Origin of the sequence: Kribbella sp. ALI-6-A, from assembly GCF_001984195.1 — a bacterium.
Lineage (GTDB): Bacteria > Actinomycetota > Actinomycetes > Propionibacteriales > Kribbellaceae > Kribbella.
On record NZ_MTQN01000011.1, the window covers coordinates 549,637 to 575,731 of the forward strand.

23 protein-coding genes and 2 riboswitches are annotated in these 26,095 nt (G+C 70.6%); of the genes, 3 read left to right on the forward strand and 20 right to left on the reverse strand.

What is annotated here, in order from left to right:
• Positions 1–2: 2 nt before the first annotated feature.
• From BWI15_RS23160 to BWI15_RS23195, 8 genes are read right to left on the reverse strand one after another with little or no spacing between them, the layout of a single operon-like run.
• Positions 3–731 carry an SDR family NAD(P)-dependent oxidoreductase gene (locus BWI15_RS23160; protein ID WP_077016560.1) on the reverse strand — a complete coding sequence of 243 codons (729 nt, stop codon included), beginning with the start codon at positions 729–731 and terminating at the stop codon, positions 3–5.
• Positions 728–1,429, reverse strand: a complete 702-nt coding sequence (locus BWI15_RS23165) for a GntR family transcriptional regulator (RefSeq protein ID WP_077016561.1) — start codon at positions 1,427–1,429, stop codon at positions 728–730. The genes BWI15_RS23160 and BWI15_RS23165 overlap by 4 nt, the downstream gene beginning before the upstream one ends.
• On the reverse strand, positions 1,426–2,277 hold the full coding sequence (locus BWI15_RS23170; protein ID WP_077016562.1) for a fumarylacetoacetate hydrolase family protein: 852 nt from the start codon (positions 2,275–2,277) through the stop codon (positions 1,426–1,428). Before BWI15_RS23170 ends, BWI15_RS23165 begins: the two co-directional genes overlap by 4 nt.
• A 43-nt stretch (positions 2,278–2,320) precedes the next feature.
• Positions 2,321–2,716, reverse strand: a complete 396-nt coding sequence (locus tag BWI15_RS23175) for a RidA family protein (RefSeq protein WP_077016563.1) — start codon at positions 2,714–2,716, stop codon at positions 2,321–2,323.
• Positions 2,716–3,804, reverse strand: coding sequence for an Ldh family oxidoreductase (locus BWI15_RS23180; protein WP_077016564.1), 1,089 nt, complete (start codon positions 3,802–3,804; stop codon positions 2,716–2,718). The genes BWI15_RS23175 and BWI15_RS23180 overlap by 1 nt, the downstream gene beginning before the upstream one ends.
• Entirely contained in the window at positions 3,801–4,583 is a 783-nt protein-coding gene (locus tag BWI15_RS23185; RefSeq protein ID WP_077016565.1) for an ABC transporter permease, read from the reverse strand. Before BWI15_RS23185 ends, BWI15_RS23180 begins: the two co-directional genes overlap by 4 nt.
• Positions 4,580–5,371 carry an ABC transporter ATP-binding protein gene (locus BWI15_RS23190; RefSeq protein WP_077016566.1) on the reverse strand — a complete coding sequence of 264 codons (792 nt, stop codon included), beginning with the start codon at positions 5,369–5,371 and terminating at the stop codon, positions 4,580–4,582. The genes BWI15_RS23185 and BWI15_RS23190 overlap by 4 nt, the downstream gene beginning before the upstream one ends.
• Before the next feature lie 2 nt (positions 5,372–5,373).
• Positions 5,374–6,396: an ABC transporter substrate-binding protein gene (locus BWI15_RS23195; protein ID WP_077016567.1), complete on the reverse strand. Its 1,023-nt coding sequence runs from the start codon at positions 6,394–6,396 to the stop codon at positions 5,374–5,376.
• Between the two features lie 427 nt (positions 6,397–6,823).
• Between BWI15_RS23195 and BWI15_RS23200 the strand changes: the two genes are divergently transcribed.
• Both BWI15_RS23200 and BWI15_RS23205 read left to right on the forward strand, forming a co-directional pair.
• Positions 6,824–8,089 (forward strand): sensor histidine kinase, encoded by a 1,266-nt coding sequence (locus tag BWI15_RS23200; protein WP_077016568.1) that lies wholly within the window; start codon positions 6,824–6,826, stop codon positions 8,087–8,089.
• Positions 8,086–8,748, forward strand: a complete 663-nt coding sequence (locus BWI15_RS23205; protein WP_077016569.1) for a response regulator transcription factor — start codon at positions 8,086–8,088, stop codon at positions 8,746–8,748. The genes BWI15_RS23200 and BWI15_RS23205 overlap by 4 nt, the downstream gene beginning before the upstream one ends.
• A gap of 46 nt (positions 8,749–8,794) precedes the next feature.
• On the opposite strand, the gene BWI15_RS23210 is transcribed toward BWI15_RS23205, so the two are convergent.
• The gene (locus BWI15_RS23210; RefSeq protein WP_077016570.1) at positions 8,795–9,328 is read right to left on the reverse strand and encodes a MarR family winged helix-turn-helix transcriptional regulator; all 534 of its coding nucleotides are present in this window, start codon (positions 9,326–9,328) and stop codon (positions 8,795–8,797) included.
• Between the two features lie 116 nt (positions 9,329–9,444).
• Here BWI15_RS23210 and BWI15_RS23215 point away from each other — a divergent pair, with 116 nt between their 5' ends.
• A complete protein-coding gene (locus tag BWI15_RS23215; RefSeq protein ID WP_077016571.1) occupies positions 9,445–10,110 on the forward strand; it encodes an FMN-dependent NADH-azoreductase in 666 nt (221 codons plus the stop codon).
• A 67-nt stretch (positions 10,111–10,177) separates the two neighbouring features.
• Here the strand turns inward: BWI15_RS23215 and BWI15_RS23220 are convergent, their stop codons facing one another.
• From BWI15_RS23220 to cobN, 11 genes are all read right to left on the reverse strand, one after another.
• Positions 10,178–11,083 (reverse strand): putative RNA methyltransferase, encoded by a 906-nt coding sequence (locus BWI15_RS23220; protein WP_077016572.1) that lies wholly within the window; start codon positions 11,081–11,083, stop codon positions 10,178–10,180.
• Positions 11,084–11,105: 22 nt separating this feature from the next.
• Positions 11,106–11,999, reverse strand: a complete 894-nt coding sequence (locus BWI15_RS23225; protein ID WP_077016573.1) for an ABC transporter permease — start codon at positions 11,997–11,999, stop codon at positions 11,106–11,108.
• Positions 11,986–12,888 carry an ABC transporter ATP-binding protein gene (locus tag BWI15_RS23230; protein ID WP_083751028.1) on the reverse strand — a complete coding sequence of 301 codons (903 nt, stop codon included), beginning with the start codon at positions 12,886–12,888 and terminating at the stop codon, positions 11,986–11,988. Before BWI15_RS23230 ends, BWI15_RS23225 begins: the two co-directional genes overlap by 14 nt.
• Before the next feature lie 548 nt (positions 12,889–13,436).
• The gene (locus BWI15_RS23235; RefSeq protein WP_237771420.1) at positions 13,437–14,471 is read right to left on the reverse strand and encodes a LolA family protein; all 1,035 of its coding nucleotides are present in this window, start codon (positions 14,469–14,471) and stop codon (positions 13,437–13,439) included.
• A gap of 182 nt (positions 14,472–14,653) precedes the next feature.
• Entirely contained in the window at positions 14,654–15,268 is a 615-nt protein-coding gene (locus BWI15_RS23240) for a hypothetical protein (protein ID WP_077016576.1), read from the reverse strand.
• Positions 15,265–16,701 carry a 5,6-dimethylbenzimidazole synthase gene (gene bluB, locus BWI15_RS23245; protein ID WP_077016577.1) on the reverse strand — a complete coding sequence of 479 codons (1,437 nt, stop codon included), beginning with the start codon at positions 16,699–16,701 and terminating at the stop codon, positions 15,265–15,267. Before bluB ends, BWI15_RS23240 begins: the two co-directional genes overlap by 4 nt.
• The gene (locus BWI15_RS23250) at positions 16,698–18,053 is read right to left on the reverse strand and encodes a cobyrinate a,c-diamide synthase (RefSeq protein ID WP_077017220.1); all 1,356 of its coding nucleotides are present in this window, start codon (positions 18,051–18,053) and stop codon (positions 16,698–16,700) included. Before BWI15_RS23250 ends, bluB begins: the two co-directional genes overlap by 4 nt.
• Entirely contained in the window at positions 18,050–18,664 is a 615-nt protein-coding gene (cobO, locus tag BWI15_RS23255) for a cob(I)yrinic acid a,c-diamide adenosyltransferase (RefSeq protein ID WP_077016578.1), read from the reverse strand. The genes BWI15_RS23250 and cobO overlap by 4 nt, the downstream gene beginning before the upstream one ends.
• Positions 18,664–20,940, reverse strand: coding sequence for a magnesium chelatase subunit D family protein (locus tag BWI15_RS40750; protein ID WP_083751029.1), 2,277 nt, complete (start codon positions 20,938–20,940; stop codon positions 18,664–18,666). Before BWI15_RS40750 ends, cobO begins: the two co-directional genes overlap by 1 nt.
• 144 nt (positions 20,941–21,084) lie before the next feature.
• Positions 21,085–21,162, reverse strand: a riboswitch (cobalamin riboswitch).
• A 171-nt stretch (positions 21,163–21,333) separates the two neighbouring features.
• Positions 21,334–22,092, reverse strand: coding sequence for a 5'/3'-nucleotidase SurE (gene surE / locus BWI15_RS23265; RefSeq protein ID WP_077016579.1), 759 nt, complete (start codon positions 22,090–22,092; stop codon positions 21,334–21,336).
• A gap of 28 nt (positions 22,093–22,120) precedes the next feature.
• The gene (gene cobN / locus BWI15_RS23270) at positions 22,121–25,846 is read right to left on the reverse strand and encodes a cobaltochelatase subunit CobN (protein WP_077017222.1); all 3,726 of its coding nucleotides are present in this window, start codon (positions 25,844–25,846) and stop codon (positions 22,121–22,123) included.
• A gap of 34 nt (positions 25,847–25,880) precedes the next feature.
• A riboswitch (cobalamin riboswitch) is annotated at positions 25,881–25,997 on the reverse strand.
• Positions 25,998–26,095 lie beyond the last annotated feature (98 nt).

Here is a 26,095-nt window from a genome sequence, read left to right on the forward strand (position 1 = left end):
CATCACTCCGTGAGGTCGGTCAACCGGGCGAAAGCGCGCTCCCGGGTCAGCTGGGACCCGGTCATCGCGGCGGCGTCGGAGAGCAGGAACAGCAGCGGTCCGACGACGTCGGCAGGGTCACCGATGCCGGTGGTCTCCCGCCAGTGGTCGAGGTCGGCACCGGCGTTGGCGGCCCGGAACTGGTCGGTGTCGATCACGCCGGGCGCGACGATGTTCACCCGGACCCGGTGCTCGGCCACCTCGGCCGCCAGCGTCCGGGCGAAGGCGGTCAGCGCCGCCTTGCTCGAGGCGTACGCCGCCGCCTGCGGGAAGCCGGTCGCGGCGAGGCCGGAGGTGAACACCACGACCGAGCCGGCCGACCGCTCCACCATGTGCGGGACGACGGCCTGGCAGACCCAGACCACGCCGTCCAGGTTCACCTGCAGCGTGCGGGTCCAGTCGGCCGGGTCCATCGCCAGTACGGCGGACCGCGGCTGCACGGCCGCACCGGCGACCAGCCCGTCGATCCGGCCGTGCCGCTCGACCACCGTGCCGACCGCCTTGAACACCGCGGCCCGGTCGGACACGTCGACCTCGACGTACTCGACCCGCTCGTCGGCCGGCGGGCTGACGTCCAGCACCACCGCCGTACCGCCGTGGGCCACGACGGCCGACGCCAGCGCGGCACCGATGCCGTGCGCACCACCGGTCACGACCACGACCTCGCCGGTCGCGTCGAAGCTCACCTTCATGACGACGTCTCCTTCTGTTTCGACGTCATCGTCTCGGTGATCCGCTGCACCGCGCCAGCCAGGTGGTCACGCAGCGCCTGCTCGGCGGCGTCCGGGTCCTTGGCGACGCAGGCGTCCAGGATGGCCTGGTGCTCCCGCCGGTTCTGCTCGATCTGGAACGGCGTCTGGCGGCTGCCGAAACGGTACCGCTCGCTGTTCTGCCAGACCGGCTCGATCGCGCGGGCCAGCCACTGCGAGCCGCCCGCCCGGTAGAGCGCGAAGTGGAAGTCGGCGTGTGCCTGCCGCGCTCCGATCGAGTCGTCGGCCCGGCACATCCGCAGGTGCTCCTCCAGCGCGACCACGGCCTTCTGCTCGTCCTCGGCCTCGAAGTGCTCGGCAGCAGCCCGTACGGCGAGGCTCTCCAGCGCCAGTCTGGTCTCGTGGGTGTCGTGCAGGTCCTCCAGCGACAACTCGCGGACCCAGGCTCCCCGGTGCGGGATGATGTCGATCAGCCCGAGCGCCTCCAGCCGGCGCAGCCCCTCGCGGACCGGCATCTGGCTCATCTCCAGCCGGTTGGCCAGCTCGACCAGCCGCAACGGCGTACCGCTGGGCAGCTCACCGGACAGAATCAGCTGGTGCAGCTCGGCCGCCGCGGTCTCGGCGAGCGTACGGCGTGCGCCACGACCCCCGCCGGGCAGAAGCTCCAGCCGGCTGGTCATGTCAGCTCCCGGTAGACCAGCGTGTTGCGCAGCTCGCCGATCTTGGCCGCCCGGGTGACGACCTCGTCGCCCTCCTTCAGGAACACCTGCGGCTCGCGGGCGTTGCCGATGCCGGACGGCGTACCGGTGAGCAGGAGGTCGCCAGGGCGCAGGGTCATGCCGAAGGACAGCTCGCTGATCAGCGTGGCGATGTCGTAGGCCATCTGCTTGGTCGAGGCGTCCTGCATGACCTCACCGTTGAGCAGGCACTGCAGCCGGACGTCCTGCGGGTCGCCCAGCTCGTCCGGCGTGACGATCCACGGGCCGAGCGGCATGGTCTGGTCGATGCTCTTGCCCTTGAGCCACTGGCCGCCGTGCGCGCGCTGCAGGTCGCGCTGCGAGACGTCGTTGGCCAGCGTGTAGCCCCAGACGTGGTCCAGCGCGTCCTCGACCTTGATACTGCGGCCGGTTCTGCCGATCACGAGCGCCAGCTCGGCCTCGTAGTCCCACTTGGCCGACAGCGCCGGGTCGTAGGCGATCGGGTCGTACGGCCCGACCACGACGTCCGGGCCCTTGGTGAAGAACGTCGGGTGCTCGGGCCGGTCGACGTCCTGGCCCTCGCGCTTGCCGCGGCTCTCCTCGAAGTGGTCCCAATAGTTCCAGCCGGTGCACAGGATGTCCCGGCGGAACCGCCGCAACGGCGCCCGCAGGTCCTGCTCCCGGAAGGGGATCCGCTCACCGGTCGGCACCACGTCGGCACCGGCCTCGATCACGGCCACCAGATCGTCGTACTGGAGCAGGACGACCTCGTCGCCGTCCAGTACGCCGGGCCGCTCGCCACCGGCGTACGCCACTGTCACGAACCGCATGTCACACCCACTCGACAGAACGCATTTCGATCACCTGCCTTCCTCATGCGATCACCGCGATCGCGGAGATCTCGATCAGGTAGTCGGGGTGGGCCAGCTTGCTGACCTCGACCATCGTCGAAGCGGGCAGCGGCTCGTGGAAGTACCGCGCGCGGACCTCGTGGATCTTCGCGAAGTCCTCCATGTTGCGCACGTACACGTCCACCCGGCAGACGTCGTCCAGCGTGCCGCCGGCCTCGCGGACCGCGGCCTGCACGTTCTCGCACACCTGGCGGGTCTGCTCGGTGACGTCGCCGACCCCGGCGATGCTGCCGTCGGGCCGGCGCGCGGTCATCCCGGAGACGAACACCAGCCGCCCGGTCGCCTCGATCACGGTCGCCTGCGAGAACACCCCGTTCGGGCTGCGCAGCGCGGCGCTGGTCAGTTGGGTCTTCGGCATCAGTTCTGCACCCCTCCGGTCGGAACCACGGCGCCCACCGCGCGGGCCGCCGCCAGCAGACCGTCCAGCCCCGACCGCTCGATCAGGACTCCGGTCCGCCGCTGCTGCCGGGCTCGATCCGCCTCGATCTCCCCCGGCAGGTACACCCGGTCGACACCGGGCGCGGTCGCACTGCCGCGCACCCGCTCGGCCAGCGCCGACGACCGCTGCCGGAACCCCTCGATCCCACCCAGCAGCTCCGGGTCGATCGCGAGGAACAGGTGTGCGCAGTCGTTCGGCCGGTCCGGCTCCCGGTACAGCGGCCGGACCTGCTCCCCCCAGCCACCACCACTCAGTACGCCGGTCAGCACGTCGATCATCAGCGCCAGCCCGAACCCCTTGTGGCCCGCGGCCGGCAGCAGCATGCCCAGGACGGCGGACTCGGGATCCGTGGTCGGCAGGCCCGACGCGTCGGTCGCCCAGGTGTCCGGGATCGGCCGCCCGGCCGACGCCGCCAGCCGAATCTTGCCCAGGGCAACGGCCGACAAGGCCATGTCCAGCACGATCTCGGCCCCGGCCTGCGTCGGTACGGCGATCGCCAGCGGGTTGTTGCCGACGATCCGCTCAGCGCCGCCCGGAGCGGGCATCAGCGGGGTCGTGTTCGACATGGCGATGCCCAGCCGGCCCCTGTCGGCGGCCTGGACGGCCCAGCGGCTGGCGGCCCCGAAGTGGTGCGCGTTGCGGACCGAGACCAGCCCGATCCCGTACCGGCCGGAGCGTTCGATCGCGAGCCCCATCGCCTGCGGGCTGGACAGCTGCCCCATCCCGCCGCGCGCGTCGGCGACGATCGCCGCGCCGGCGTCGTGCAGGATGTCCAGCTCACGTTCCCGGGTGACTCCCCCGGAGTTCAGCCGTTCGACGTACATCGGGACGAGCATGACGCCGTGCGAACTGACGCCGCGCAGGTCGGCCTCGACCAGCGAGTGCGCGATCTGGGCCGCGTCGGCGGGCTCGAAGCCCAGCGCGGTGAAGACCGACGACACGGTCGCCTCGAGCCAGGCCGGCCGCACCAGCACCTGGTGGTCGGCGTCCGGCGCCTGGGTGGTCATCGGGTCTCCTCGGCCCAGGGCAGCAGCAGGTGCTCCAGCAGGACCAGGCCGTAGAACAAGACGATGCTCATGATGCTCAGCAGGCCGATCGCGGCGAAGGCCAGCGGGGTGTCGGCCGAGGCACCGGAGTTCCAGATCACGTAGCCGAGGCCCTCGGTGGAGCCGGCGAACTCACCGATCACCGAGCCGATCACGGCCAGGGAGATCGCCACCTTGAGCCCGGTGAAGATCTGCGGCAGCGCGTAGGTCAGCCGCAGCTTGAAGAACTCCTGCGTCCGGCTGGCCTTCAGCGAGCGCAGCAGCTCGACCAGCTCGGCCGGCGTCGACTTCATGCCCTGCGCGGTCGAGATTACGATCGGGAAGAAGCAGACCAGCAGCGCCATCATGATCTTGGGCAGCTGGCCGAACCCCATCCAGACCACCAGCAGCGGAGCGATCGCGATCTTCGGGATCGCGTTCACCGCCAGCAGCAACGGGTAGACCAGCCGCTCCAGGATCGCCGAGCGCACGATCACCAGCGCGATCGGGATCCCGATCACGATCGCCAGGCCGAACCCGGCCAGCGACTCGACCAGCGAGACCCAGGTCTGCTGGAGCAGGTAACCCGGCTGCTCGAGGAAGCGCTGCAGGACGTCGTACGGGCTGGGGAGGAGGAACTGCTTGATGTCGAAGAGCACGATCACCAGCCACCACAAGGCGATGGTCGCGATCACGCCGACCACCGGCAGCAGGATCGCGCTGGTGCGCGAGGTGGTCAGCCAGGAGGAGCGGGTCTTCATCGGTTCGCCTCGGGAGCGTCCGCGGGGTGGGTCTTCTCGGCCAGCAGTCCGTGCAGACGGCCGCTGATCTCGGCCACCTCGGTCAGGTGGGCGTTGGTGCCCAGGCTGCGCGGCCGCGGGATGTCGATCTCGACGATCTCGCGCAGCCGGCCGGGCCGGGGCGTCAGGACGACGACCCGGTCGGCGAGCAGCACGGCCTCCTCGATCGAGTGCGTGACGAACACGATCGTGGTGGCCAGTTCCATCTGGATCCGCTGCAGCTCGTCCGACATCTCGGTCCGGGTCAAGGCGTCCAGCGCCGAGAACGGCTCGTCCATCAGCATCACCTGCGGCCGCCGGATCAGCGACCGGCACAACGACACGCGCTGCTGCATGCCGCCGGACAGCTCGTGCGGCAGCCGGCGTTCGAACCCGGACAGGCCGACCAGCTCCAGCAGCTCGTGGGCCCGGTCCCGGTACTCCTTGCGGCCGCTGTCGCCCCCGGAGATCTCCACCGGGAGCATCACGTTCGACAGCACCGAGCGCCACGGCAGCAGCGCCGGCCGCTGGAACATGAACGACACGTCCCGCCGCGGCCCAGTCACGGGTTCCCCCGCCACCGTGACCGCGCCGTACGTCGGTGGCAGCAGTCCCGCGATCAGCCGGAGCAGTGTGGACTTGCCACAACCGGACCGGCCGATCAGCGTGACGAACTCGTTCTCCCGGACGTGCAGGTCGATGTCGTCGAGCGCCTGAACCCGGCCCCCGCGGCCCTCGAAGACCTGACCCACTCCGCCCAGCTCGATCATGGTCAGCCCTTCGGTGCCAGCGCGTCGTTGACCACGTCGGCCGGCTTCATCGAACCCTTCGGCTTGACCGCGTCGGCCTCCTCGAGCAGGTTGATGATCTTCTGCACCCGGTTCGGGTCGACCTCACCCAGCGGACCGGTGAAGTCGTCCGGCTTGACGTACGGCTTCATCAGCTGGAGCTCGGCGGTGGCGACGTCGAGGTCGGTGTTCGGCACGTACTTCTTCAGTGTCTTGGCCGCCGAGGCCGGGTCGTCGATGGTGTCCTGCAGACCCTTGAGCAGCGCCGTGGTGAACTTCTTCACCTGGTCCGGGTGGTCCTTGGCCAGGTCGTCCCGGGTGATGATCGCGTTGCCGTACAGATCCGGCAGCAGGTTGCCGTACGGCAGTACGACGGCCTTGCGCTTGTCCGGGTCGGCCTTCTCGACCAGCGGCACCCCGACCACGAACTGGCCGATGCCGTCGACCTTGCCGGCCGCGAGCAGCTGCGGCAGCGCGGGCGGCGGGTTGGCGACGAACTTGGTGTCGGCCGGGTTGATCTTGGCGGCCTTGGCGTAGACCGGGAACATCACCTGGTTGGTGGAGCCCGGCTGGTCGCCGATCCGCTTGCCCGGCAGGTCCTCGGGCCGGTTGATCTTGCCGCCCTCGAGCGCCACGATCGCGGCCAGCGACTTCTGGTGGATCATGCCCACCGTGGTGACCGGCAGCTTCTGGTTCCCCAGCGTGATCACGGTGGCGGTGAAGTCACCGATGCCGTAGTCGGCCTGACCGCCGGCGACCAGCTTGAGCACGTCGACCGTGCCGCTGCCCGGAGTGATCGTGACGTCGAACCCGGCGTCCTTGAAGTAGCCCTTCTCCAGGGCGACATAGGCGTAGGCCTCGCGACCGAAGGTGTTGAACGAGGTCAGGTAACTGACCTTCTCCAATGAAGCGTCCCCGTTCTGGCCAGCCTCGCCGTCGTTGCACGCGCTCACCAGAGCAAGTGCGAGGACCGCCACCCCAGCGACAGCCGAACGTCTGAACCTCATACTGGATTTCTCCTCTCCGATATTTGATCAAACATCAAATATGGAAGAGCGGTCAATCGGCCTCCGGGGACTTCACAGTGTCTTTACGTCCACTGTGGCGGGCCCCCTCAGAACCCTTGTGCCGCCCGTCCTGGAGCCGTTTCCCCATGCCTGTCCGGTCCGGACGGGCAACCCGCCCCGACCACAGACCGTACCCGCCCGGACAGCAGATCGCGACGTCCGAAAGGGTCGAATGTGTGCCTTCCGCGACAAATTTGGGTAAAGCCGCTACCCGCTGTGACTCACGTCATGGGGATGGTTCGGCCGCATCCTGGTCGAGGGCGTGGTGCCCGGCCCTCGAGCCACCCACGCCGTGCCCCTCCGGTGAGGGAGGACGCTCACCCTCCAGAGGGAAGGCAGCGGACCTCGGCTTTGACAGGATGGAGTGGTGGCGAACGTGCTGTTCCGCGGGTCGACGTACCTGCGCTGGGTGTACCTGCTGCTGGGTGCTGCCCTGGTGCTCGCGTTCATCCTGGTCGACAGCGCACTGGTCGCTCTGGTCGCCAGCCTCGGGTTGCCGCAGATTCCCACCGTGTTGCTCGACGCCGTGCTGATTGTCGCCCCGCCGGTGTTGCTCGGGCTCCTGCCCGCCGTGCGCGAGGTCGAGGGCATCGCGGTCGAGTCGTTGCTCGGGGTTCGGTTCGAGGAGCGGCCGCTCGGCCCGTCCCGGACCTGGCCGCAGCGCCGGCGGACCGCGCTGTGGTTCTGCCTGCACCTGATCACCGGCGGCTTCGTCGGCGTGCTCAGCACGATCGTCGTCGGGCTCGGCGCGGTGTTGCTCGCGGCCCCTTTCCGGCAGCCCGGCCGGCACGAGCTGGTGCCCGGAATCGACTACCAGGTCACCGGCAACTGGACCGACCTGTGGATGCCGGCCGCCGCGCTGGCCGCGACGATCGCCCTGATGCTGCTCTCGGCCCCGATCGGCGCGCTGCTCGCCTACTCCGCTCCGCGCATGCTCGGCCCGACCCCGGCCGAGCGGATCGAGCTGCTCGAACGCCGTACGGCGACCCTTGCCGAGCGCAACCGTCTCGCCCGTGAGCTGCACGACAGCGTCGGCCACGCGCTCAGCCTGGTCACCCTGCAGGCCGCCGCCGCGCGCCGGGTGCTCGCCACCGACCCTGCCTTCGCCGAGACCGCACTCGCCGCGATGGAGACCTCCGCCCGGGCGGCGCTGGCCGACCTCGACCACGTGCTCGGCCTGCTCCGCGACGACCGCCGGCCGGGCTCCGCGACCGCGCCCCAGGCGACGCTCGGCGACGTCGCGCGGCTGGTCGAGGCGACCCGGGCGGGCGGAATCACCGTCGAGGTGCACCGCTCGGGCGACCTGTCGACGTTGCCGGCCGCGGTGTCGCGCGAGGCGTACCGGATCGTCCAGGAGGGCCTGACCAACGCGATCCGGCACGCCGGGCGCCCGGCCGGCGAGGTCGAGGTGAACCTGTCGATCAGCCTGGACTCGTCCGGGCTGCTGCTCGAACTGACCAACCCGGTCGCCGCCGTACCGGCCGCCGAGGGTGACTCCACCCGCGGTGGCCGAGGGCTGGCCGGGATCCGTGAAAGGGTCGCCGTACTGCGAGGAACGGTCGAGGCCGGCCTGGTCGGGGGCCGCTGGCGGCTCGCGGTCACCTTGCCGGTGGCGGTGACGACGAAAGGATGAGTGTGAACATCCCGGTGGTCGTGGTGGACGACGAACCGCTGATCCGGAGCGGACTGCGCGCGATCATCGACGCGGAGCCCGATCTGACGGTGGTCGGCGAGGCCGGTGACGGGGCCGAGGTCCTCCCGCTGGTCCGGCGGACGGGCGCGGACGTCGTCCTGATGGATGTCCGGATGCCCGCCCTCGACGGCATCCAGGCGACCCGGCTGCTGCTCGACGCCCTCGATCCCGCGCCGCGGGTGCTGGTCGTCACCACCTTCGAGAACGACGACTACGTGTACGACGCGCTGCGCGCCGGTGCGTCCGGGTTCCTGCTCAAGCGGACTCCCCCGGACGACATCATCGCGGCGATCCGCACGGTCGCCGGCAGCGAGTCGCTGCTGTTCCCGGAGGCGATCCGCAGCCTGGCGCTCGCGCACCTCGACCACCAGCCGCACCAGCCGGCCGGACTCGACCAGTACGACCTGACCGAGCGGGAGCAGGAGGTGCTCCGCCTGATGGCGAAGGGGCTGTCGAACGCGGAGATCGCCGGCGAGCTCGTGCTCGGCGTCCAGACGATCAAAACCCACGTCGCCAACCTGCTCGGCAAGCTGGGTGCCCGCGATCGCACCCAGGCGGTCATTCTCGCCTACGAGTCAGGCTTCGTGCCGCTGCGCTGACCCGCGGCGCCGCCGGCACGGTCCCGGGCTTGAGATCAGCGGGGCTTCACCGGGTGGGGAGTTCTCCGTGCTCGGCCAGCGTGCAGGCGTTGGCCACGGGGTCAACCGCGTTCGCCTGCTGGGCGACGCGCTGCAGCAGCATCCGGAAGACCATGCGCTCGCCGTCGTCCAGACCGCCCATGACCTCGTTCTCCGTCGCGCGAAGGCGGCGTTCCAGGTCGCAGAGCAGCTCCACGCCCTTCGGCGTCGCGACGATCAGCCGCGCCCGCCGGTCCGCCGGATCCGGCTGCCGCTGGACCAGCCCGGCCTTCTCCAGATCGTCCAGCAGGTACGTCATCACCGTCCGGTCGATCTCCAGCTGAGTCGCCAGGTCGAGCTGCCGCTTCGGACCCTCCGCGTTCGCCGTGGCGAGCACCTGGTAGCCGCGCGGCCCTCCTGGCACCTCCTCCAGCGCGGCCGCGCTCTGCTTCGCGTACCGCCGGAAGACCACGCCGAGCGCCCACCCGAGGTCGGCCTCCACGGACGTGCCGCGGACCCCTCCGGTGGTGCTGACGTTCGCTTCGGGCGTTGGGCTGCTCACGCCTCCATCGTACGGGGTGTAGGCCAACTGGAATACGATCTGACTTGAAGATGTTCTGCATGACAGACTATCTTCGGTACAGCTCACTCCGAGCAGACCCCTCTGGAAGGAACGACATGACCACCCTGCTTCGCATCGACGCCAGCCTCCGGCTCGACGGCTCCGTCAGCCGAGCGCTCGCCGACAGCGCCGAGGCGGCCTGGAAGTCCGAGCACCCCGACGGCGTCGTCGTCCGGCGCGACCTCGGACTGCACCCGATTCCGGCCGGTGTCTGGCCTGCCCTGGTCTCCGACCGGTTCGGCTGGGAGGTTCCGACCGGCGCCGACTTCGTGGACCCGTCGGACGCCAAGTCCATTGCCGCCGACGCGATCGCCGAGTTCAAGGCCGCGGACGCCGTGCTGCTCGCGGTCCCGCTGTACAACTACGGCATCGCCTCGCACGTGAAGACGTACATGGACTTGCTGCTCACCGATCAGGACCTGCTCGCCGGTACGGCGGTCGCCGGCCGGCCGATCATCTTCACGCTGGCCCGCGGCGGCGGCTACGGCCCCGGCACGCCGAAGGAAGGCTGGGACCACGCGACGCCGTACCTGAACCGGATCTTCGGCGAGGTCTTCAACATGCACATCCGTACCGCGGCCGCCGAACTCACCCTCGCGCCGGTCACGCCCGGTATGGAGGAGCTGATCGACCTGTCCAAGGTCTCCGAGCAGGACGCCCACACCACCGCGGGCGAACACGCCGCCGAGGTCGCGCGCGCCCTCACCAGCACCGCCGCCTGACCTTCGTCGCTGTTCGAGCGACGGTTCTGCTCCCCGAGTGCCGAGCTCGAGCCGGCACTGGGGGACGTCAGGCAGTCCGCCAGGACGACACGGTGACGGACAAGGTGACGTCCGTCGGATCAGCCAGTACGCCGATCCGCTCGCTCCGCGCCTGCTTGTCGACGTGCCGCGCGCTCGGTGTCATCCCGACCAACTGCTCGATCGCGCCATGGTCGAGCCGCATCGTCGACTCGACCACTCGCTGCCCGACCCGGTCGAATCCCGCGAGCGACTCCACCAGCCGGCGTTCCTTCTCCCCGTCGACCGAGACCATGCCCAGCACGTCGATCAGTTCCCCGAGGTGCGCTTGGTTGGGCGTCACGACGAGCAAGGTCCCGCCCGGGGTCAGCACCCGCGCCATCTCTCCTGCGTTGCGTGGCGCGAACACGTCCAGCACGACGTCTGCCACGCCGTCCCGGACCGGCAACTCTCGCCAGGCGTCGCCGACCACGGACCCGATCGCCGCGTCCACTTTGGCCGCGCGCCGGGCCGCATAGCGGGAGACGTCCACCGCGATCCCCCGCCACGTGGAGAGCTGCGCTGCTGGTCGGGTGTGGATGGCCGACGGCACGTTCGACGATGCACCCTCCGCGTGCTGCTTGTTCCCCGCTTCGAGCACACCCGCCAGGTAGTACGCCGTACCGGCTCCGACCTCCACGACCAAGGGGGCGGCGCTCGTGATCGGCGGCAGGCTCTCGATCAGCGCTTCGCGGATCGGCTCGTACCAGCCTTGGGCGAGGAAAACACTGCGCGCCTCGACCATCTCGGCGCTGTCGCCCTCGATCCCGTTGGATGCCGAGGGCAACAGGTTGAGGTAGCCCTGCTTGGCCAGGTCGTAGGCGTGTCCCTGCCCGCAGCGCGCCGTACGGTCGGTCAGTTCCAACCCGTCGGCACAAACCGGGCAGCGCAGGACGGAGACCAGATCAGCACGCACCGGGCCATTCTCCCCTCCCGGTTCACCCGTTGACGTCGCGGCTGGTCAACCGGGCCCACGCGGCCGCGTAGAACACGGCCAGGTAGGCGCCCTGCATCAGCAGGTTCCGCACGATCGCGTCCCAGTACGGCGGGTCCCGGAGCAGGTCCGCGAACGAGGTCCAGCCGTACATCAGCAACCACGGGTGGATCTCGTCGATCTGCGGGATCGCGCCCAGGATCCCGAACACGATGAACGCCCCGAACGTCGCCGCCATCGCGGCCAGCGGCGTCGAGGTCAGCGAGCTGACGAACAGCCCGATGCCCGCGAGGCCGAGCAGCGAACCCGCGATCAGCACCGCGATCCCGAGCGCCCGCAGCAGGCCGTCGGTGAGTGACACGGTCGAGCCCGACAGCAGCACGACGTCGCCGACCGGGAACAGCACGAACCCCGCGATCAGCCCGCCGAGCCACACGGTCAATGTCGCCGTCAGGCAGAACACCGCGAGCGCGACCATCTTCGCCGCCAGCAGCCGCGATCGCCCGGCCGGCGCGGTCAGCAGACTGCGCAGCGTCCCGAGACTCGACTCACCGGCCAGCGACTCCCCCGAGATCACCGTCACCGCGGTCGGCAGGAAGAACGGCAAGGAAAGACCGAGACTCGCCACGATCAGGAAGAACCCGTTGCCGGCCACCTGCCCGATGAACCCTTCGGCGTCACCCGACGACCCCGACAACCGGATCGCCACGCCGACCAGCAGCGGCACCAGCCCCAGCACGGCGAGCAGCACCCACGTCCGGGCCCGCCCGAACACCAGATGCAACTCCGCCCCGAACAGGGCCAACGTGTGCCGCCCAGCCCCCGGCCGCTGCGCCGACTCTGGCAGCTGTCCTGAGTTCGACCTTCGCGCCACGGCCTGTACGTCACTCGGCGACATCGAAGCCCTCCCCGGTCAGCGCCACGAACGACTCCTCGAGACTCGGCCGCTGCAAACCGAACCCGTGCAGCCGTACGTCGGCCGCGACCAACGCCGCCGCCAGCTTGTCGATCGGCAGATCGCCCGGATCACCCTCCACCGCCGGTACGCCGTCTGTGTGGTCGCCCGGGTTGTCACTTTGCCGACGAAGGTCTCCGACGCCGAGACCCGCCAGCGTCTGCTCGGCCCGCTCGAGATCCGGCGTCCGCACCACCAGCCGCGGCCGCAGCTCGGACCGCAGCTCAGCCATCGTCGACTGCCGCAGCAACTGCCCGCGGCTCATCACCGCGGCATGCGTGCACAACTGCTCGACCTCGGCCAGGAGATGGGTCGAGGTGAAGATCGTCGTACCGTCGTTCGCCAGCTCGCGGATCAGCGAGCGCACCTCGCGAGTCCCCTGCGGGTCGAGTCCGTTGGTCGGTTCGTCCAGCACCAGCAACTCCCGGCGCTGCATCAACGCCACCGCGATCGCCAGCCGCTGCCGCATACCCAGCGAGTAGGCCCGCACCTTCTTCTTGGCCGCGTTCGACAGCCCAACCCGCTCCAGCGCCTCGCCGGCCCGCAGCTTCCGGGTCTTCGGATCAGCGGTCCGATCCGCCGCGTCGAACCGCAGCAAGTTCGCCTGCCCGGTCCAGAACGGGTAGAACGCCGGCCCTTCCACCAACGCACCCACCCGAGGCAGCACCGCCAGCTGAGCCTTGGGCATCGGCTCCCCCAGCAATTGCACCGTCCCCGAGGTCGGCGCGATCAACCCGAGCAACATCCGGATCGTCGTCGTCTTACCTGAGCCGTTCGGCCCGAGAAACCCGAAGATGCTTCCCGCCGGCACCTCCAGATCGATCCCCGCCACCGCAACCTGTCCACCCCGGAACCGCTTCGTCAGGCCCCGCGTGACGATCGGCGCGGGGCCGTCCCCGAACACGGGCTGAACAGCTTGTCCGGAAGAGGCGCGACCGCCCTGCGCGGCGGCAACACCCGCCGAGGCCGACGCGGCAGGTGCCGGCGCAGCCGACCCGGCAGACGCCGGCGCAGCCGACGCGTCAGGCGCCGGCGCGGCGGACGATCCAGTCCCCGCGTCCGCGGTCGAACCTGGCGCGGCGTCTCCGCTCCCGGTCTCCGAAGCCGACCCGATCCCAGCGTCCGCAGTCCGCTCGCCCCCGCGATTCGCACTCGGGTCCGATTCACCGCCCGCAGCCGGGCCACCACCAGGCGCCGATGCGGCATTCACCCCGGTGGCTTCCGGTCTGGCTGGGTCGTCGGTGGCGTCGGACTCGGCGGTTTCGCCTGCGTCGGACTCCCCGCCCGCGGGCGACGGCGTCGTGGCTTCGGCGTACGTGGCCGGGTCGGAGTCTGCGGAGGGGCAGCCGTCGAGGGACTCCGCTGGTTGGCTGGACACGGTTAGCGGGGGGCCTGGGGCGCGGCGGCGGCCAGGGTGTCGGCGGTGACCAGGCCGACGAGGACTCGGCCGTCGTCGGTGATCAAGGCGCTGACCATCTTGCTGGTGAGGATCTTGCCCGAACCCCACGAGCCCTGGACCGTGCGGGCGTTGGCGAGCAGCTGGGCGAGCGGACCGTTGCCGGGATCGAGCTCGACCCCGCGGAAGACCGCGATCGTCTCCCAGCCCTCACCGATCACCGTCGGGCGGTCGGCCGTGGCCGGCTTGTTCGGGTCGGCCTTCGGCAGCGCCTTGGGGGTCGAGTGCTTCTTCGGCGTGATCGCCGGCAGCGTCTTCTCGGTGACCTTGACGCCCTTCGGCGGCGTGAACGCGAACGTACTCGCCGCCGGTACGTCGAACGACACCGACGAGAACCCGACCTGCAGCGCGGGATCACTGCCCGTCCGCGGCAGCACCGTCACCTCGAGCGGTACCCAGGTCTTGGAGTCGATCGCCAGCGTCACCGACCCGACGGTCGTCTTGTCCGTCTTCGGCACCAGCCGCAGCTTGTACGCGTCGCGGCCGGCGACCGATTCGGTGCCGGTCACGTCGACCGCCGTGCTCGGGTCGATCGCGGCCAGGAACTTCTTCGCCACCGCCTGCGGGTCGTACGCCTCGCGCTCGGGCGCCACCTTCGGCGCGGCCGGGCGGGCCGGCAGCGCCAGCTTCACCGCCTCACGCTTCGCGGAGTCATACGCCCAGGCGGTCTTGCCGTCGGTGGTCAGCACCCGCTCGGCCATGTGGTCCAGCACCGAGACGCGGGCCTTGTCCGGCCCCGCGAAGGCCACCCGCGCGGTGTGCTCCCCGGTCAGCAGGTCGGGGATCTGGCTTTCCCCCTCGACGCCGGGCAACGCCGGCAGGCCGAGATCCGCGGCCGAACGCACCGTCCCGCTCAGCCCGTCGACCTTGGCGGTCTGCACCTTGGCGAGCAGGTCCTGCGCTGTGATGCCTGGTAGATCGGGAGAGGCGTCCGCGACCACTGGCCCGAGCGCACCCACGCCCGCCACCACCGCGATTGCCGTGACCGGAACCAACCACCGTCGACTGCGCCTCGCTGCTCCCATGTCCTCAAGACTCGCACCGCGACCGGCCGGAACCAAGGGCTCTCAGGGTCAGTTCACCCAAAAGAGTGAGTCATCCGGTACGACGGGCTACCGCCGTACCGGATGACGTCACGACATCAGCGGCTCTGCAGCGCGTCCAGCGCGACCGTCATCGCGGCGGCGACCCGGAAGTCGACCCGCGAGTCGTGCACGGTGACCCGGTACCGGTCGCGGACCGAGACCTTCCGCTCGACCGACAGCACCGGCTGCCCGCTCGTCCGGTCGGTGAAGTCGAAGTGGAAGATGAACGGCAGCGGGATGTCACCGACGAACGGGACGAACTCCCAGACCCGCCGGACGATCGCGATGGTGGGGTTGCGCTCGGTGCCGTCGGACTCGAAGCCCGGTCCGGTGAGCTGCCAGCTGGACCGCAGCAGGCTCTTGCCGAACTCCTTCTTGAACCAGCCGATCGCCTGCCCGGAGGCGTCGAAGACGTCGTAGCCCGCGCCCAGGTCGAGCCGCTTGCGCGCCTTGAACGAGAACACCACCTCGGCCTTGCGGTCGTCGGTGTAGAAGGTGACCTCCTCCTTGAAGGCCATCCGCTTCTGCTGCGCGAAGGCGAGCAGCGGACCGTCACTGCCGTCGGGGTTGGTCGCGATCAGTTCGTACTTGTTCGCCATCATCGTGATCCGCTGCTTCATCGAGAACGCGGGCACGTGCATGGGCGCTGAGCCTTGTGGTGGGACCGTCATGCGGATGAGTCTGACACCGTTTCCGGCTCATCCTGACCGTTCGCCACGGCACCGCACGCAAGTGCACCCCAGCGAATGCCCTGCGTGAGCCGTTCGGCGATCTCCGACTCGGCGACGCACTCCACCAGCAGTTTCCCGGCGCCCTGCAGCACCAGGTCGCGCGCCACCTCGACTCCGAGCTCGACAGCCTCGTCAGCAGTCCGGGCAGGCCGCCACAGCACACCGAAGTCCGCAGCAGGTCTCTCAGTTCCCACCTGTACGACGAGAACGTCCGCGTCCCCCAGGTGCTCGGCCACCTCTCCGCCATCCACCACCCGCACCCGCACGACCTGCCGACCACTAGCCACCCGCTCAGGCGACTCCGCAGCAGCAACCGCAGCTTGTACGGCGACCGCCGGGCTCGGCTCCTCCCCCGGCAGTCCCCGCTGGCCCCACTGCTCCTGGTGCACCGCCCAGGCCAGCGGACGCCGCGCAGCCCAGCCCGACCGCACCAGCTCGGGCGCAGCCCCGAACTCCGACACATGCCCGACGCAGAGATACCCGACCAGGTCCACATGCGCCGGCAGACCGAGGACAGCAGCAACCTCGCCTGGCTCGAAGAACGACACCCAGCCGACGCCCAGCCCCTCCGCACGCGCGGCCAGCCACAGGTTCTGCACCGCGATCGCGGCGGAGAACCAGACCGTCCGCGGGTCCGCATGCCGCCCCAGGACGTGCCGACCCCCGCGTCCGGGATCGCACGTGACGGCGATGTTCAGCGGAGTGTCCAGGATGGCCTCGATCTTCAGCCCGTCGAACGCCGACCGCCGGTCCGCCGGCAGCGACGCGGCGAACGCGTCCCGCTGAGCCGAGGCGAGGTCGTGGATCTTCCGCCGCGTGGCGACGTCCCGGACCAGCAAAAAGTCCCAGGGCTGGCTCAGCCCCACGCTCGGCGCCCGATGAGCTGCTTCCAGCACGCGCGTCAGCAGTTCGTCGTCGACCGGCTTGTCCAGGAACCCCCGCCGTACGTCACGCCGCTCAGCGATCACCCGGTGCACCACCTCGCGATCACTGAGCGAGTAGCCCGGCGCAGCGACAGCGTTCAACCTCCCGACAGCCACGGTCGCGCCGGGCGACTTCAGCTTCGGCACGACAAGCTCTGCCCCGCTCAGCACCACTGCAGCCTCAGCCACACTCGCCGTCCCGGCCAGCTGCCCCACTTGGTCGCTCGGTGTCGGCACGACCTGCTCGGCCAGCTCCAGCGACGTCGCAGTCAGCAATTGCGCGTTGAGCGATGCCACCAACCGTTGCAGTCCCGGCTCCGACTCTCTGCCCTGGACAGTGACCACACTGCCGACAGAACCCTCTTGACCCGCCAATGCGCGGTTCACCAGGTCACGGAGTTCTCGGTACGGCGTACCGGCGCGCACGCCGATGCCGAGGACCAGCGTCACTGCTCGAGTCCTGCGTAGATCCGTGCGGCGGCCACCAGCCTGGCGGGCACGTCCGGAGTCGCCGTCCAGTGCAGATGCAGGTACGACGCGTGCACCGACGGCCGGGTGATCCCCTCGACCGTGCCGCCCGGCAGGTACCACGCCGGGTCGCCACCGTCGACCAGCTCCACGGCAGTCCGGTGGAACTCGTGCCCGCGGACGCGTCGGCCCTCGTCGAAGAACGCCGTTGTACTAGCAGCGATCGCAGTGCGATAGCCCAGCGTCAGCTTCGGAGTCATGCGGGCCGTGGCGGGCAGTACGCCGGTCATTGCGTGGCCGTCCAGCTCACGGCACAGATAGAGCAGGCCGGCGCACTCCGCGATCACCGGGAGCCCACCGGCGACAGCGGTCGCTACCTGTGTGCGCAGTTTCTTGTTGTCAGACAGCGCCTCGGCATGCATCTCCGGAAAGCCGCCCCCGAGGTACAGCGCAGCCGTCCCCTCCGGTAGCGAGTCGTGCAGCGGGTCGAAGCTCGCGACGTCCGCCCCGGCCGCCGTCAGTAGCTCAGCCGTCTCGGTGTAGCGGAACGAGAACACCGGTCCACCGGCCATCGCGACCACCGGTCGGCCCTCCTCCGCCGGCGTCACCTCAGCCGTCGGGTCCCAGGCCTCGGTCTCCAACGGGCTCGCAGCCCTGGCCGCCGCAACGAAGGCCTCCAGATCAACACCGGCCCGTACCAGCTCCGCAGCAGCGTCCACTGCCGCCTCGGCCTGAGCCCGCTGCTCGTCCGCCGGCACAAGGCCCAGGTGCCGACTCGGTACGGTCAGCCGGGTATCCCTGCGCAACACTCCAAGCACCGGTACGCCGGTGGGCGCGACGCCGGCCCGCGCCTCCGCCTCGTGCCGGTCGGTGCCAACCTTGTTCAGGATCACGCCGACGATCCGTACACCGGTGTCGTAGGCAACAAATCCCTGGACCACCGCGCCGACGCTGCGACCGGCCGCGGACGCGTCGACCACCAGCACGACCGGTGCCTGCAGCAACTTCGCGACGTGCGCGGTGGAGGAGAATCCCTCGGTGCCGAGCGCGCCGTCGTACAGGCCCATCACGCCCTCGACCACGGCGATGCCGGCCCCGGCCGCACCATGGGCGAACAGCGGGGCGACCCGCTCCTCGCCGGACAGCATGGCGTCCAGGTTGCGGCCCGGGCGGCCGGTCGCGACGGCGTGGAACCCGGGATCGATGTAGTCCGGCCCGACCTTGAAGCCGGCCACCGTGTGCCCGGCCCGGCGCAGCGCCGCCATCAGGCCGACGGCGACCGTCGTCTTGCCGGCACCGGACGCGGGCGCGGCGACGACGATCCGTGGGATCACCACTCGATTCCCTTCTGGCCCTTCTGGCCCGCGTCCATCGGGTGCTTCACCTTCGTCATCTCGGTGACCAGATCGGCGGCGTCGATCAGCCGCTGGTCGGCGTTCCGGCCGGTGATCACGACGTACTGGTGGCCGGGGCGGTTGGTCAGCGTGTCGACCACCTCGTCGACGTCGATCCAGCCCCACTTCATCGGGTACGTGAACTCGTCGAGCACGTAGAGATCGTGCGTTTCGGCGGCGATCCGGCGCTGGATCTCACGCCAGCCCTCCAGCGCGTCGGCCGCGTGGTCCTCGTCGGTGCCGGCCTTGCGCGACCAGCTCCAGCCCTCGCCCATCTTGTGCCACTCGACCGGGCCGCCCTCACCCGTTGCCTCGTGCAACTTTCCGAGCGCGCGGAACGCGCTCTCTTCGCCAACCTTCCACTTCGCACTCTTGACGAACTGGAAGACGCCGATGTTCCAGCCCTGGTTCCAGCCGCGCAGCGCCATCCCGAACGCCGCCGTCGACTTGCCCTTCATCTCGCCGGTGTGCACCATCAACAGCGGCCGGTTCCGGCGCTGCCGGGTGGTCAGGCCGTCCTGCGGTACGACGCTCGGCTGTCCCTGCGGCATCAGGCCGCCCTCCGTTCGGTGACCGTGCGAATGAGGTTGCCCGCGGCAACGTCTCCCAGATCCAGGTACTCGGCCCGCAGCGTCGTCGCGAGCTCGGCGGCGAGGCCGAGCCGGACTCCCCGTCGCGGTTCGCAGTCGACGACGACGGTGGGAATGCCCTGGTGGGCGATCCAGCCGGCGGCCTGCTGAGCGCGCGCGAAAGCGCTCTCTCCGTGCGTCGCGCGCCCGTCGGTGACCAGCACGAGCAGCGGCCGGCGGCGCGGGTCGCGAATCGCCGCGATCCGGAGCACCTCGGCGGTCTGCAGCAGTCCTTCGGCCAGCGGCGTACGGCCGCCGGTGGGCAGCGACTCCAACCGGCGTACTGCAGTCTCGACGCTGCCGGTCGGCGGGAGTGCGACGGTGGCCTCGGCGCGGGCGAAGGTGACCAGGCCGACCTTGTCGCGGCGCTGGTAGGCGTCGAGCAGCAACGAGACGATCGCGGTCTTCACCTCGCCCATCCGCCGCTTGGTGCCCATCGAGCCGGACGCGTCGACGCAGAACATCACCAGGTTTCCCTCGCGACCTTCGCGGACGCCGAGCCGTACGTCGGCGGCACGGACCGCGAGTCCCGGGCCTGAGCGTCCCCGCGCGTGCTGGTGCGGCGCTGCGGCCCGGAGGGTGGCGAGCAGGTGTGGGCGGCCGGCCTCCCGGCCGACCCGGGCGCGGTCGCCGACGACGCGGCCGACATCGGTGATCGCGCGGGACCGACGCCCGGCGACGCCGGTGCCGGCGGACTGGATGCTGAGCAGGCGTGCCTTGTACGGCTCGGAACTGGCGGCGACGTCGCCGGTCGGGGCGGCGCCGGAGAGCGCGTTCTCGGAGTTTCCCGAGTTCTCGGGGTTGCCGGGACGGCCGGTTGATGGGAACTGGTCGGCTCCGTCGGAGGATCCGCGGTCAGCGTCTGCCGGGTCCGAGGATCCGGCGTCCGTGGAGCGCGGATCCGAGGTCCCTGCATCCGAGGTCCGTGCATCCGAGGACCCTGCCTCCGAGGAGCGCGGATCCCGGGATTCCGCGTCCGAGGAACGCGCATCCGAGGACCCCCGGTTGCCGTCGGCATCGTTGGGATCGCCGTCAGGGCCCCGGGAACCGCCGTCCGGTCCCGGGTTGTCCGGGTCGTCGTCCGGGTCCCGCGGCGGGGTGCTGTCGTTGATCACCTGGTCGAGCCGGTCCTCGTCCAGACCGGGCGCGTCGAACGGGTTGCGCCGGGTCCGGTGCGGCAGTGCGAGCTTCGCGGCGGCGCGCACGTCCTCGACTTCGACGACGGTCCGGCCCGACCAGGCCGCGTGCGCGACCGCCGTCCGGGCGGTGACCAGGTCGGCGCGCATGCCGTCGACGTCGAACGCGGCGCAGATCTCCGCGATCTGCCGCAGCGCCGGATCGGTCAGGATCACGTCGGGCAGCAGGTTCTGCGCCTTGACGATCCGCTCGGCGAGCTCACGCTGCGACGCCTCGTACCGGCGGACGAACGCGGCCGGATCGGCTTCGTACGTGAGCCGCGCGCGCATCACCTCGACCCGGACCGCGGGGTCGCGGCTCGCGACGACGTCGACGGTCAGTCCGAAGCGGTCGAGCAGCTGGGGACGGAGTTCGCCTTCCTCAGGGTTCATCGTGCCGACGAGGACGAAGCGGGCGGGGTGAGTGATGGAGACCCCGTCGCGCTCGACGGTCGCCCGGCCCATCGCGGCGGCATCGAGCAGGACGTCGACCAGGTGGTCGTGCAGGAGATTGACCTCGTCGACGTACAGGAGTCCCCGGTGGGCGGCGGCCAGCAGGCCGGGCTCGTACGCCGTGATGCCTTCGGAGAGCGCTCTTTCCAGGTGGAGGGATCCTAGGACCCGGTCCTCGGTCGCTCCCACCGGCAGCTCGACCAGCCGGGCCGGGCGGGAGGTGGCCGACGGGGCGGGCGCGTCCGAGGACGTGGAGGTGGATCCGGGCAGATGACCGAGCGGCGCCACCTTTGTGGTCGACGGACCCGACTGATCCGACGGGCTCATCAGCTCCGAGTGCGAACCGAGAGCGCTCTCCGGCGTTTCATGCGGACCATCCGGACACAGCGGATCGGGAGCAGCCGGATCGCACGAGAAACGGCAGCTGGGAACCACCTCGACGGGCGGCAGGATCTCCGTGAGAGCGCGCACCGCGGTGGACTTGGCGGTGCCCTTCTCCCCACGGATCAGCACCCCGCCGATGGCCGGCGACACGGCCGCGAGGACCAGCGCGAGTTGCAGGTCCTCCATGCCGACGACCGCGGTGAACGGAAATCCAGTGGTCGGAGCAGACCGCACGGCGGTACATCCCTTCGTCCTGCGGGTGTCCACGCCCGCGTCGAAAACGGTGCGCCGGGGAAACGCGGAGAGCGCTCCCTGGCGGACGGACGAAGATGTCCTGGCTTCCGGATCACTCCGGTCACAGTGGCGGGACCGCCCCGGACTCCGGCCCGCGGGCCGTCACCGGTGTTCCTCTTCAACCGTCCCGGCGATCATTCCACATCCCCGCCGGCACGCCGCCGCCCGGAGACCAACCTCACCTGCCGCAGGCTGATCCGTGAACCAGCCGATCGCCTCCGTCCCGGCGAGCACGTCACGGCCGAGGCGCGGCGCCGGCGTTTTCAGGTAAGGCCAAGCCGAGGCTCAGGCGAGTTGCTCGTCCAAATACGTCGCAGCCCCGTCGCCAGGCACCTCGCGGATACCGACGATCGGCGTCACCGTCACATACCCGGCGGCCAGCAAGGCCTCGTCGGTGTCGGGCTCCGGGGCGGTCGCCGGCGGTTCGAGCCTGATCATCGGCTCGCCGTTCGGGCTCTGGCCACCCGCGATGCGAGAACGCTCGATCGGGGCGAGCCGCGCCCGGCGTACCCCCTCCAGCTCGTCGAGCGGACGATCAGGCACGTTCACCGTGAGCACCGTCCCGACCGGCTCCGAGATCAGCCAGTCGAGCGCCCGCGTGGCGATCGCCGCCGCGGTGTCCAGGTGTTTGGGATCCTCCGAATCCATGCTGACGGCAATCGCCGAGCGCCCTTGCCCGGCCGCGGTGAGCGCGGCCGCGACGGTGCCCGAGTGCAGGATCGGTACACCGATGTTGTGGCCGTGATTGATCCCCGACACCACCGCGTCCGGCACCGCGCCGAACGAACCCACCAGCGCCAGCGTCACCGCCAGCGCCGGCGTCCCGTCGACACCGATGTACGTGACGCCCCCGGCGGTCTCCTCCGCGGTCCGGATCGGCCGATCCACCATCCCGGCCCTCGCCGAACCAACTCCGCTCTGGTCGTCCAGCGGCGCGACCGCGAGCACGTCGTGACCCGCCGCGGCCAGCGCCGTACCGAGTGCACGGATCCCCCGCGCCTGGTAACCGTCGTCGTTGGTGATCAGGACGCGCAGAGGGGCCATACCTCCACCCAATCACACCTGCCGGAGGTCAGCCGCGATCCTCGATGTCGCCCTCGGTCTCCAGTACGGCGCTACGCAGCGTCTCCAGTGCCTCGGCCGACGGCTCGGCCCACAGCCCGCGCTGGGCTGCCTCGAGCAGCCGCTCGGCGATACCGTGCCGCGCCCACGGGTTCGACTTGCGGAAGAACTCGGCGACCTCGGGGTTCGCGACGTACTCGGTGGTGAGGGTCTCGTACATCCAGTCGTCGACCACCCCGGCGGTGGCGTCGTAGCCGAACAGGTAGTCCACCGTGGCGGCCATCTCGAAGGCGCCCTTGTAGCCGTGGCGCTGCATCGCCGCCATCCAGCGCGGGTTCACCACCCGGGCCCGGAAGACCCGCTTGGTCTCCTCCTCCAGCGTGCGCGTCTTCACCTGCGCCGGGACGGCGGAGTCGCCGATGTAGGCCTTCGGGTTGGCGCCGGTCAGGTGCCGGACCATCGCGACCATGCCGCCGTGGTACTGGAAGTAGTCGTCGGAGTCCATGATGTCGTGCTCGCGGGTGTCCGCGTTCTTGGCCGCGACCTGGATCCGCGCGTAGGCGCGCTCCATCGACGGCCGCGCCTCGGCGCCGTCGAGGTCCTTGCCGTAGGCGTAACCACCCCACACGGCGTACACCTCGGCCAGCTCGGCGTCGGTGCGCCAGTTGCGGGCGTCGACCAGCGGCAACAGCCCCGCGCCGTACGAGCCGGGCTTGGAGCCGAAGACCCGGGCCGTCGACGAGCGCATGTCGTTGCCAGCAGCAACATCGTCGAGCACGTGCGCGCGCAGGTAGTTGTCGGCGGCATCCTCGTCCAGCTCCGCGACCGTGCGGACCGCCTCGTCGAGCCAGGCCACCACGTGCGGGAACGCGTCGCGGAAGAAGCCCGAGATCCGCACCGTCACGTCGATCCGCGGCCGGCCGAGCTCGGCGACCGGGACGACCTCGAAGCCGGACACCCGCCGCGACGCCTCGTCCCAGACCGGACGGCAGCCGAGCAGCCACAGCACCTCGGCCAGGTCGTCGCCCTGGGTGCGCATCGCCGACGTACCCCAGACGGTCAGGCCGACCGATCGCGGCCACTCCCCCGTCTCGGCCTTGTGGCGCGCGAGCAGCGAGTCGGCCAGCGCGACGCCGACATCCCAGGCGTTGCGGCTCGGGATGGCCTTCGGGTCGACAGCGTAGAAGTTGCGACCGGTCGGCAGCACGTTGACCAGACCACGCGTCGGCGAGCCCGACGGGCCGGCTTCGACGAAGCGCCCGTCCAGTGCCCGCAGGACGTTCGTCAGCTCGTCACCGGTCCGCGCGAGCCGCGGCACGACCTCCTCGCAGGCGAAGCGCAGCGACGTCTCCACGCCGTCGGACTGCCGGCCGAGCACCTCCCCGACGACCACGGGCACCTTTGCCGCGTCCCAGCTCAGTGTCTCCATCCCCAGCACCAGCTTGCGAGCCACAGCCTCCAGCAGGTCCACACCGTCCGCCGCACTCACCGCAGGCAGGTCCGCCAGCTCTGACAGCGCGGCCAGCTCAGCAGGCACCGCACGACCCGGATCGGCGAGCAGAGCCGCCTCGTCCACGTCGAACGTCTCCCCGAGCGCCTTCCGCAGTCCCGGTACGGCGCCTGACGCGCCACCCCACATCTGCGAGGCCCGCAGGATCGCCAGCACCAGGTTGACCCGAGCCTCGCCGACCGGCCCACCGCCGAGCACGTGCAGCCCGTCGCGGATCTGCACGTCCTTGATCTCGCAGAGGTAGCCGTCGAGGTGCAGGACGAACTCGTCGAACTCCTCGTCGTCCGGCTTCTCGTCGGTGTGCAGGTCGTGGTGCAGCTGAGCCGCCTGGATCAGCGTCCAGATCTGCGCCCGCAGCGTCGGCACCTTCTCCGGGTCCAGCGCCTGCACGGTCGCGTACTCGTCCAGCAGGTACTCCAGCTTGGCCATGTCGCCGTACGTCTCGGCCCGAGCCATCGGCGGCACCAGGTGGTCCACGACGACCGCGTGCCCGCGCCGCTTGGCCTGCGTACCCTCACCCGGGTCGTTGACGATGAACGGGTAGACCAGCGGCAGGTTGCCCAGGACGGCGTCCGGCGCGCAGTCGGCCGCCATGCCGATGCCCTTGCCCGGCAGCCACTCCAGCGTGCCGTGCTTGCCCAGGTGTACGACCGCGTGCGCGCCGAAGCCGCCCTCCGCCTCCGGCGCTTCCAGCCAGCGGTACGCCGCGAGGTAGTGGTGCGACGGAGCCATGTCCGGGTCGTGGTAGATCGCCACCGGGTTCTCACCGAACCCGCGCGGCGGCTGGATCATCAGTACGACGTTGCCGAACCGCAAGGCGGCCAGTGCAATCGCCGGCTCGGGCCCGGTCGTGTCGACGTACAGCGAGCCGGGCGCCTCACCCCAGGCCTCGGTCATCGCGTCGCGCAGCGTCTCCGGCACCCGGCCGAACCACTGGGCGTACGTCGACAGCGGGATCTTCGCGACCGCACTGGCAAGTTGCTCGTCGGTCAGCCAGTCGACGTCGTGACCGCCGGCCGCGATCAGCCGGTGGATCAGGCCGTCGGCGCCCTCGGCACCCTGCAGGTCGTCGAGGTCGAGGTCCGGGCCGAGGTCGTAGCCCGCGTCCTTGAGCTGCCCGAGCAGGACGACCGCGGACGCCGGGGTGTCCAGGCCGACCGCGTTGCCGATCCGGGCGTGCTTGGTCGGGTACGACGACAGCACCAGCGCGAGCTTCTTCTCGGCCGGCGGAACGTGCCGCAGCCGGGCGTGCGCGACGGCGATCCCCGCCAGTCGCTCACAGCGCTCCGGGTCGGGCCGGTAGCTGGCGATGCCCTCGGCGTCGTACGCCTTGAACGAGAACGGGATCGTGATGATGCGGCCGTCGAACTCCGGGATCGCGACCTGGGTCGCCGCGTCCAGCGGGCTGATCGCGGCGTCGCTGTCCAGCCACTGCTCGCGTGTCGAGGTGAGCGCGAGGCCCTGGATCAGCGGGATGTCGAGCGAGGCCAGCGCGCCGGCGTCCCACGCGTCGTCGGAACCACCCGCGCTGGCGTTCGCGGCGACGGTGCCGCCCGCGGCCAGCAAGGTGGTGACGAGGGTGTCGCACCGGCGGAGCAGATCGAAGAGCTCGGCGTTGTCAGGGCTCGACGGGTCGAGGCCGCGCAAGGTGCCGCAGTAGATCGGCAGCGGCTGGGCGCCCGCCGCGTCGACGGCGTCGGCGAGCGCGTCGACGAACGCGGTGTTGCCGGAGATCTCGTGCGCGCGGTAGTAGACGATGCCGACCACCGGGCGACCGTCCGGCTCGGTCGAACGGCCGGCCCGGACGCCGTACGTCGGGAGGCTGTGCGGCGGGTCGAAGGCGTCGCCGGTGAGCAGCAGGGTGTCGCGGAGGAAGCCGGCCAGGTTGCGTAGATTCTCCGAGCCGCCCTCGCGCAGGTAGGCCAACGCCTCGGTCACCGCGCCGGCCGGCACGGTCGACAGCGACATCAGCTCGGCGTCGGGCGCGGCCTCACCGCTGAGCACCACCACCGGCCGCCCGGAGGCGATGACGGCATCCAGCCCCTCTTCCCAGGCGCGCCGACCGCCGAGCAGCCGGACAACGACGACCTCGACGCCGTCGAGCAGCGCCGGTAGTTCGGCCACCTCGACCCGCGCCGGGTTGGCGACCTTCCAGCCGGCCTGGGCCTGTGAAGCGGCCAGCAGATCGGTGTCGGCGGTGGAGAGCAGCAACAGGTTCGCGGGCATGCGCGTCCGGTCCTTCCTCGGGGTGTCCACGCCCCGGGTGGGCAGTTCGACGGCAGCAGTTCCTGACTCCCACGCGAACGTGGTCACAGTGGCGGGACCGCCCCGGACTCACACCGGGTTCCTGCAAACGACCGTCGATGACACCGAGACTCTAGCCGACCTGGCGCCCGCACCGATCGCCGATGCATCTGTTTCAAGCGCGTCGGCGCGTTGACCGTCGTTCGGCCCAGGTGTAGGCCGGGAAGGACA

Excerpts from the sequence above, each read along its gene's own strand:
- BWI15_RS23160 (WP_077016560.1), bottom strand. The coding sequence starts at position 731 with ATGAAGGTGAGCTTCGACGCGACCGGCGAGGTCGTGGTCGTGACCGGT.
- BWI15_RS23165 (WP_077016561.1), bottom strand. The coding sequence starts at position 1,429 with ATGACCAGCCGGCTGGAGCTTCTGCCCGGCGGGGGTCGTGGCGCACGC.
- BWI15_RS23170 (WP_077016562.1), bottom strand. The coding sequence starts at position 2,277 with ATGCGGTTCGTGACAGTGGCGTACGCCGGTGGCGAGCGGCCCGGCGTA.
- BWI15_RS23175 (WP_077016563.1), bottom strand. The coding sequence starts at position 2,716 with ATGCCGAAGACCCAACTGACCAGCGCCGCGCTGCGCAGCCCGAACGGG.
- BWI15_RS23180 (WP_077016564.1), bottom strand. The coding sequence starts at position 3,804 with ATGACCACCCAGGCGCCGGACGCCGACCACCAGGTGCTGGTGCGGCCG.
- BWI15_RS23185 (WP_077016565.1), bottom strand. The coding sequence starts at position 4,583 with ATGAAGACCCGCTCCTCCTGGCTGACCACCTCGCGCACCAGCGCGATC.
- BWI15_RS23190 (WP_077016566.1), bottom strand. The coding sequence starts at position 5,371 with ATGATCGAGCTGGGCGGAGTGGGTCAGGTCTTCGAGGGCCGCGGGGGC.
- BWI15_RS23195 (WP_077016567.1), bottom strand. The coding sequence starts at position 6,396 with ATGAGGTTCAGACGTTCGGCTGTCGCTGGGGTGGCGGTCCTCGCACTT.
- BWI15_RS23205 (WP_077016569.1), top strand. The coding sequence starts at position 8,086 with ATGAGTGTGAACATCCCGGTGGTCGTGGTGGACGACGAACCGCTGATC.
- BWI15_RS23215 (WP_077016571.1), top strand. The coding sequence starts at position 9,445 with ATGACCACCCTGCTTCGCATCGACGCCAGCCTCCGGCTCGACGGCTCC.
- BWI15_RS23225 (WP_077016573.1), bottom strand. The coding sequence starts at position 11,999 with ATGTCGCCGAGTGACGTACAGGCCGTGGCGCGAAGGTCGAACTCAGGA.
- BWI15_RS23240 (WP_077016576.1), bottom strand. The coding sequence starts at position 15,268 with ATGACGGTCCCACCACAAGGCTCAGCGCCCATGCACGTGCCCGCGTTC.
- cobO (WP_077016578.1), bottom strand. The coding sequence starts at position 18,664 with ATGCCGCAGGGACAGCCGAGCGTCGTACCGCAGGACGGCCTGACCACC.
- BWI15_RS40750 (WP_083751029.1), bottom strand. The coding sequence starts at position 20,940 with ATGGAGGACCTGCAACTCGCGCTGGTCCTCGCGGCCGTGTCGCCGGCC.
- surE (WP_077016579.1), bottom strand. The coding sequence starts at position 22,092 with ATGGCCCCTCTGCGCGTCCTGATCACCAACGACGACGGTTACCAGGCG.
- cobN (WP_077017222.1), bottom strand. The coding sequence starts at position 25,846 with ATGCCCGCGAACCTGTTGCTGCTCTCCACCGCCGACACCGATCTGCTG.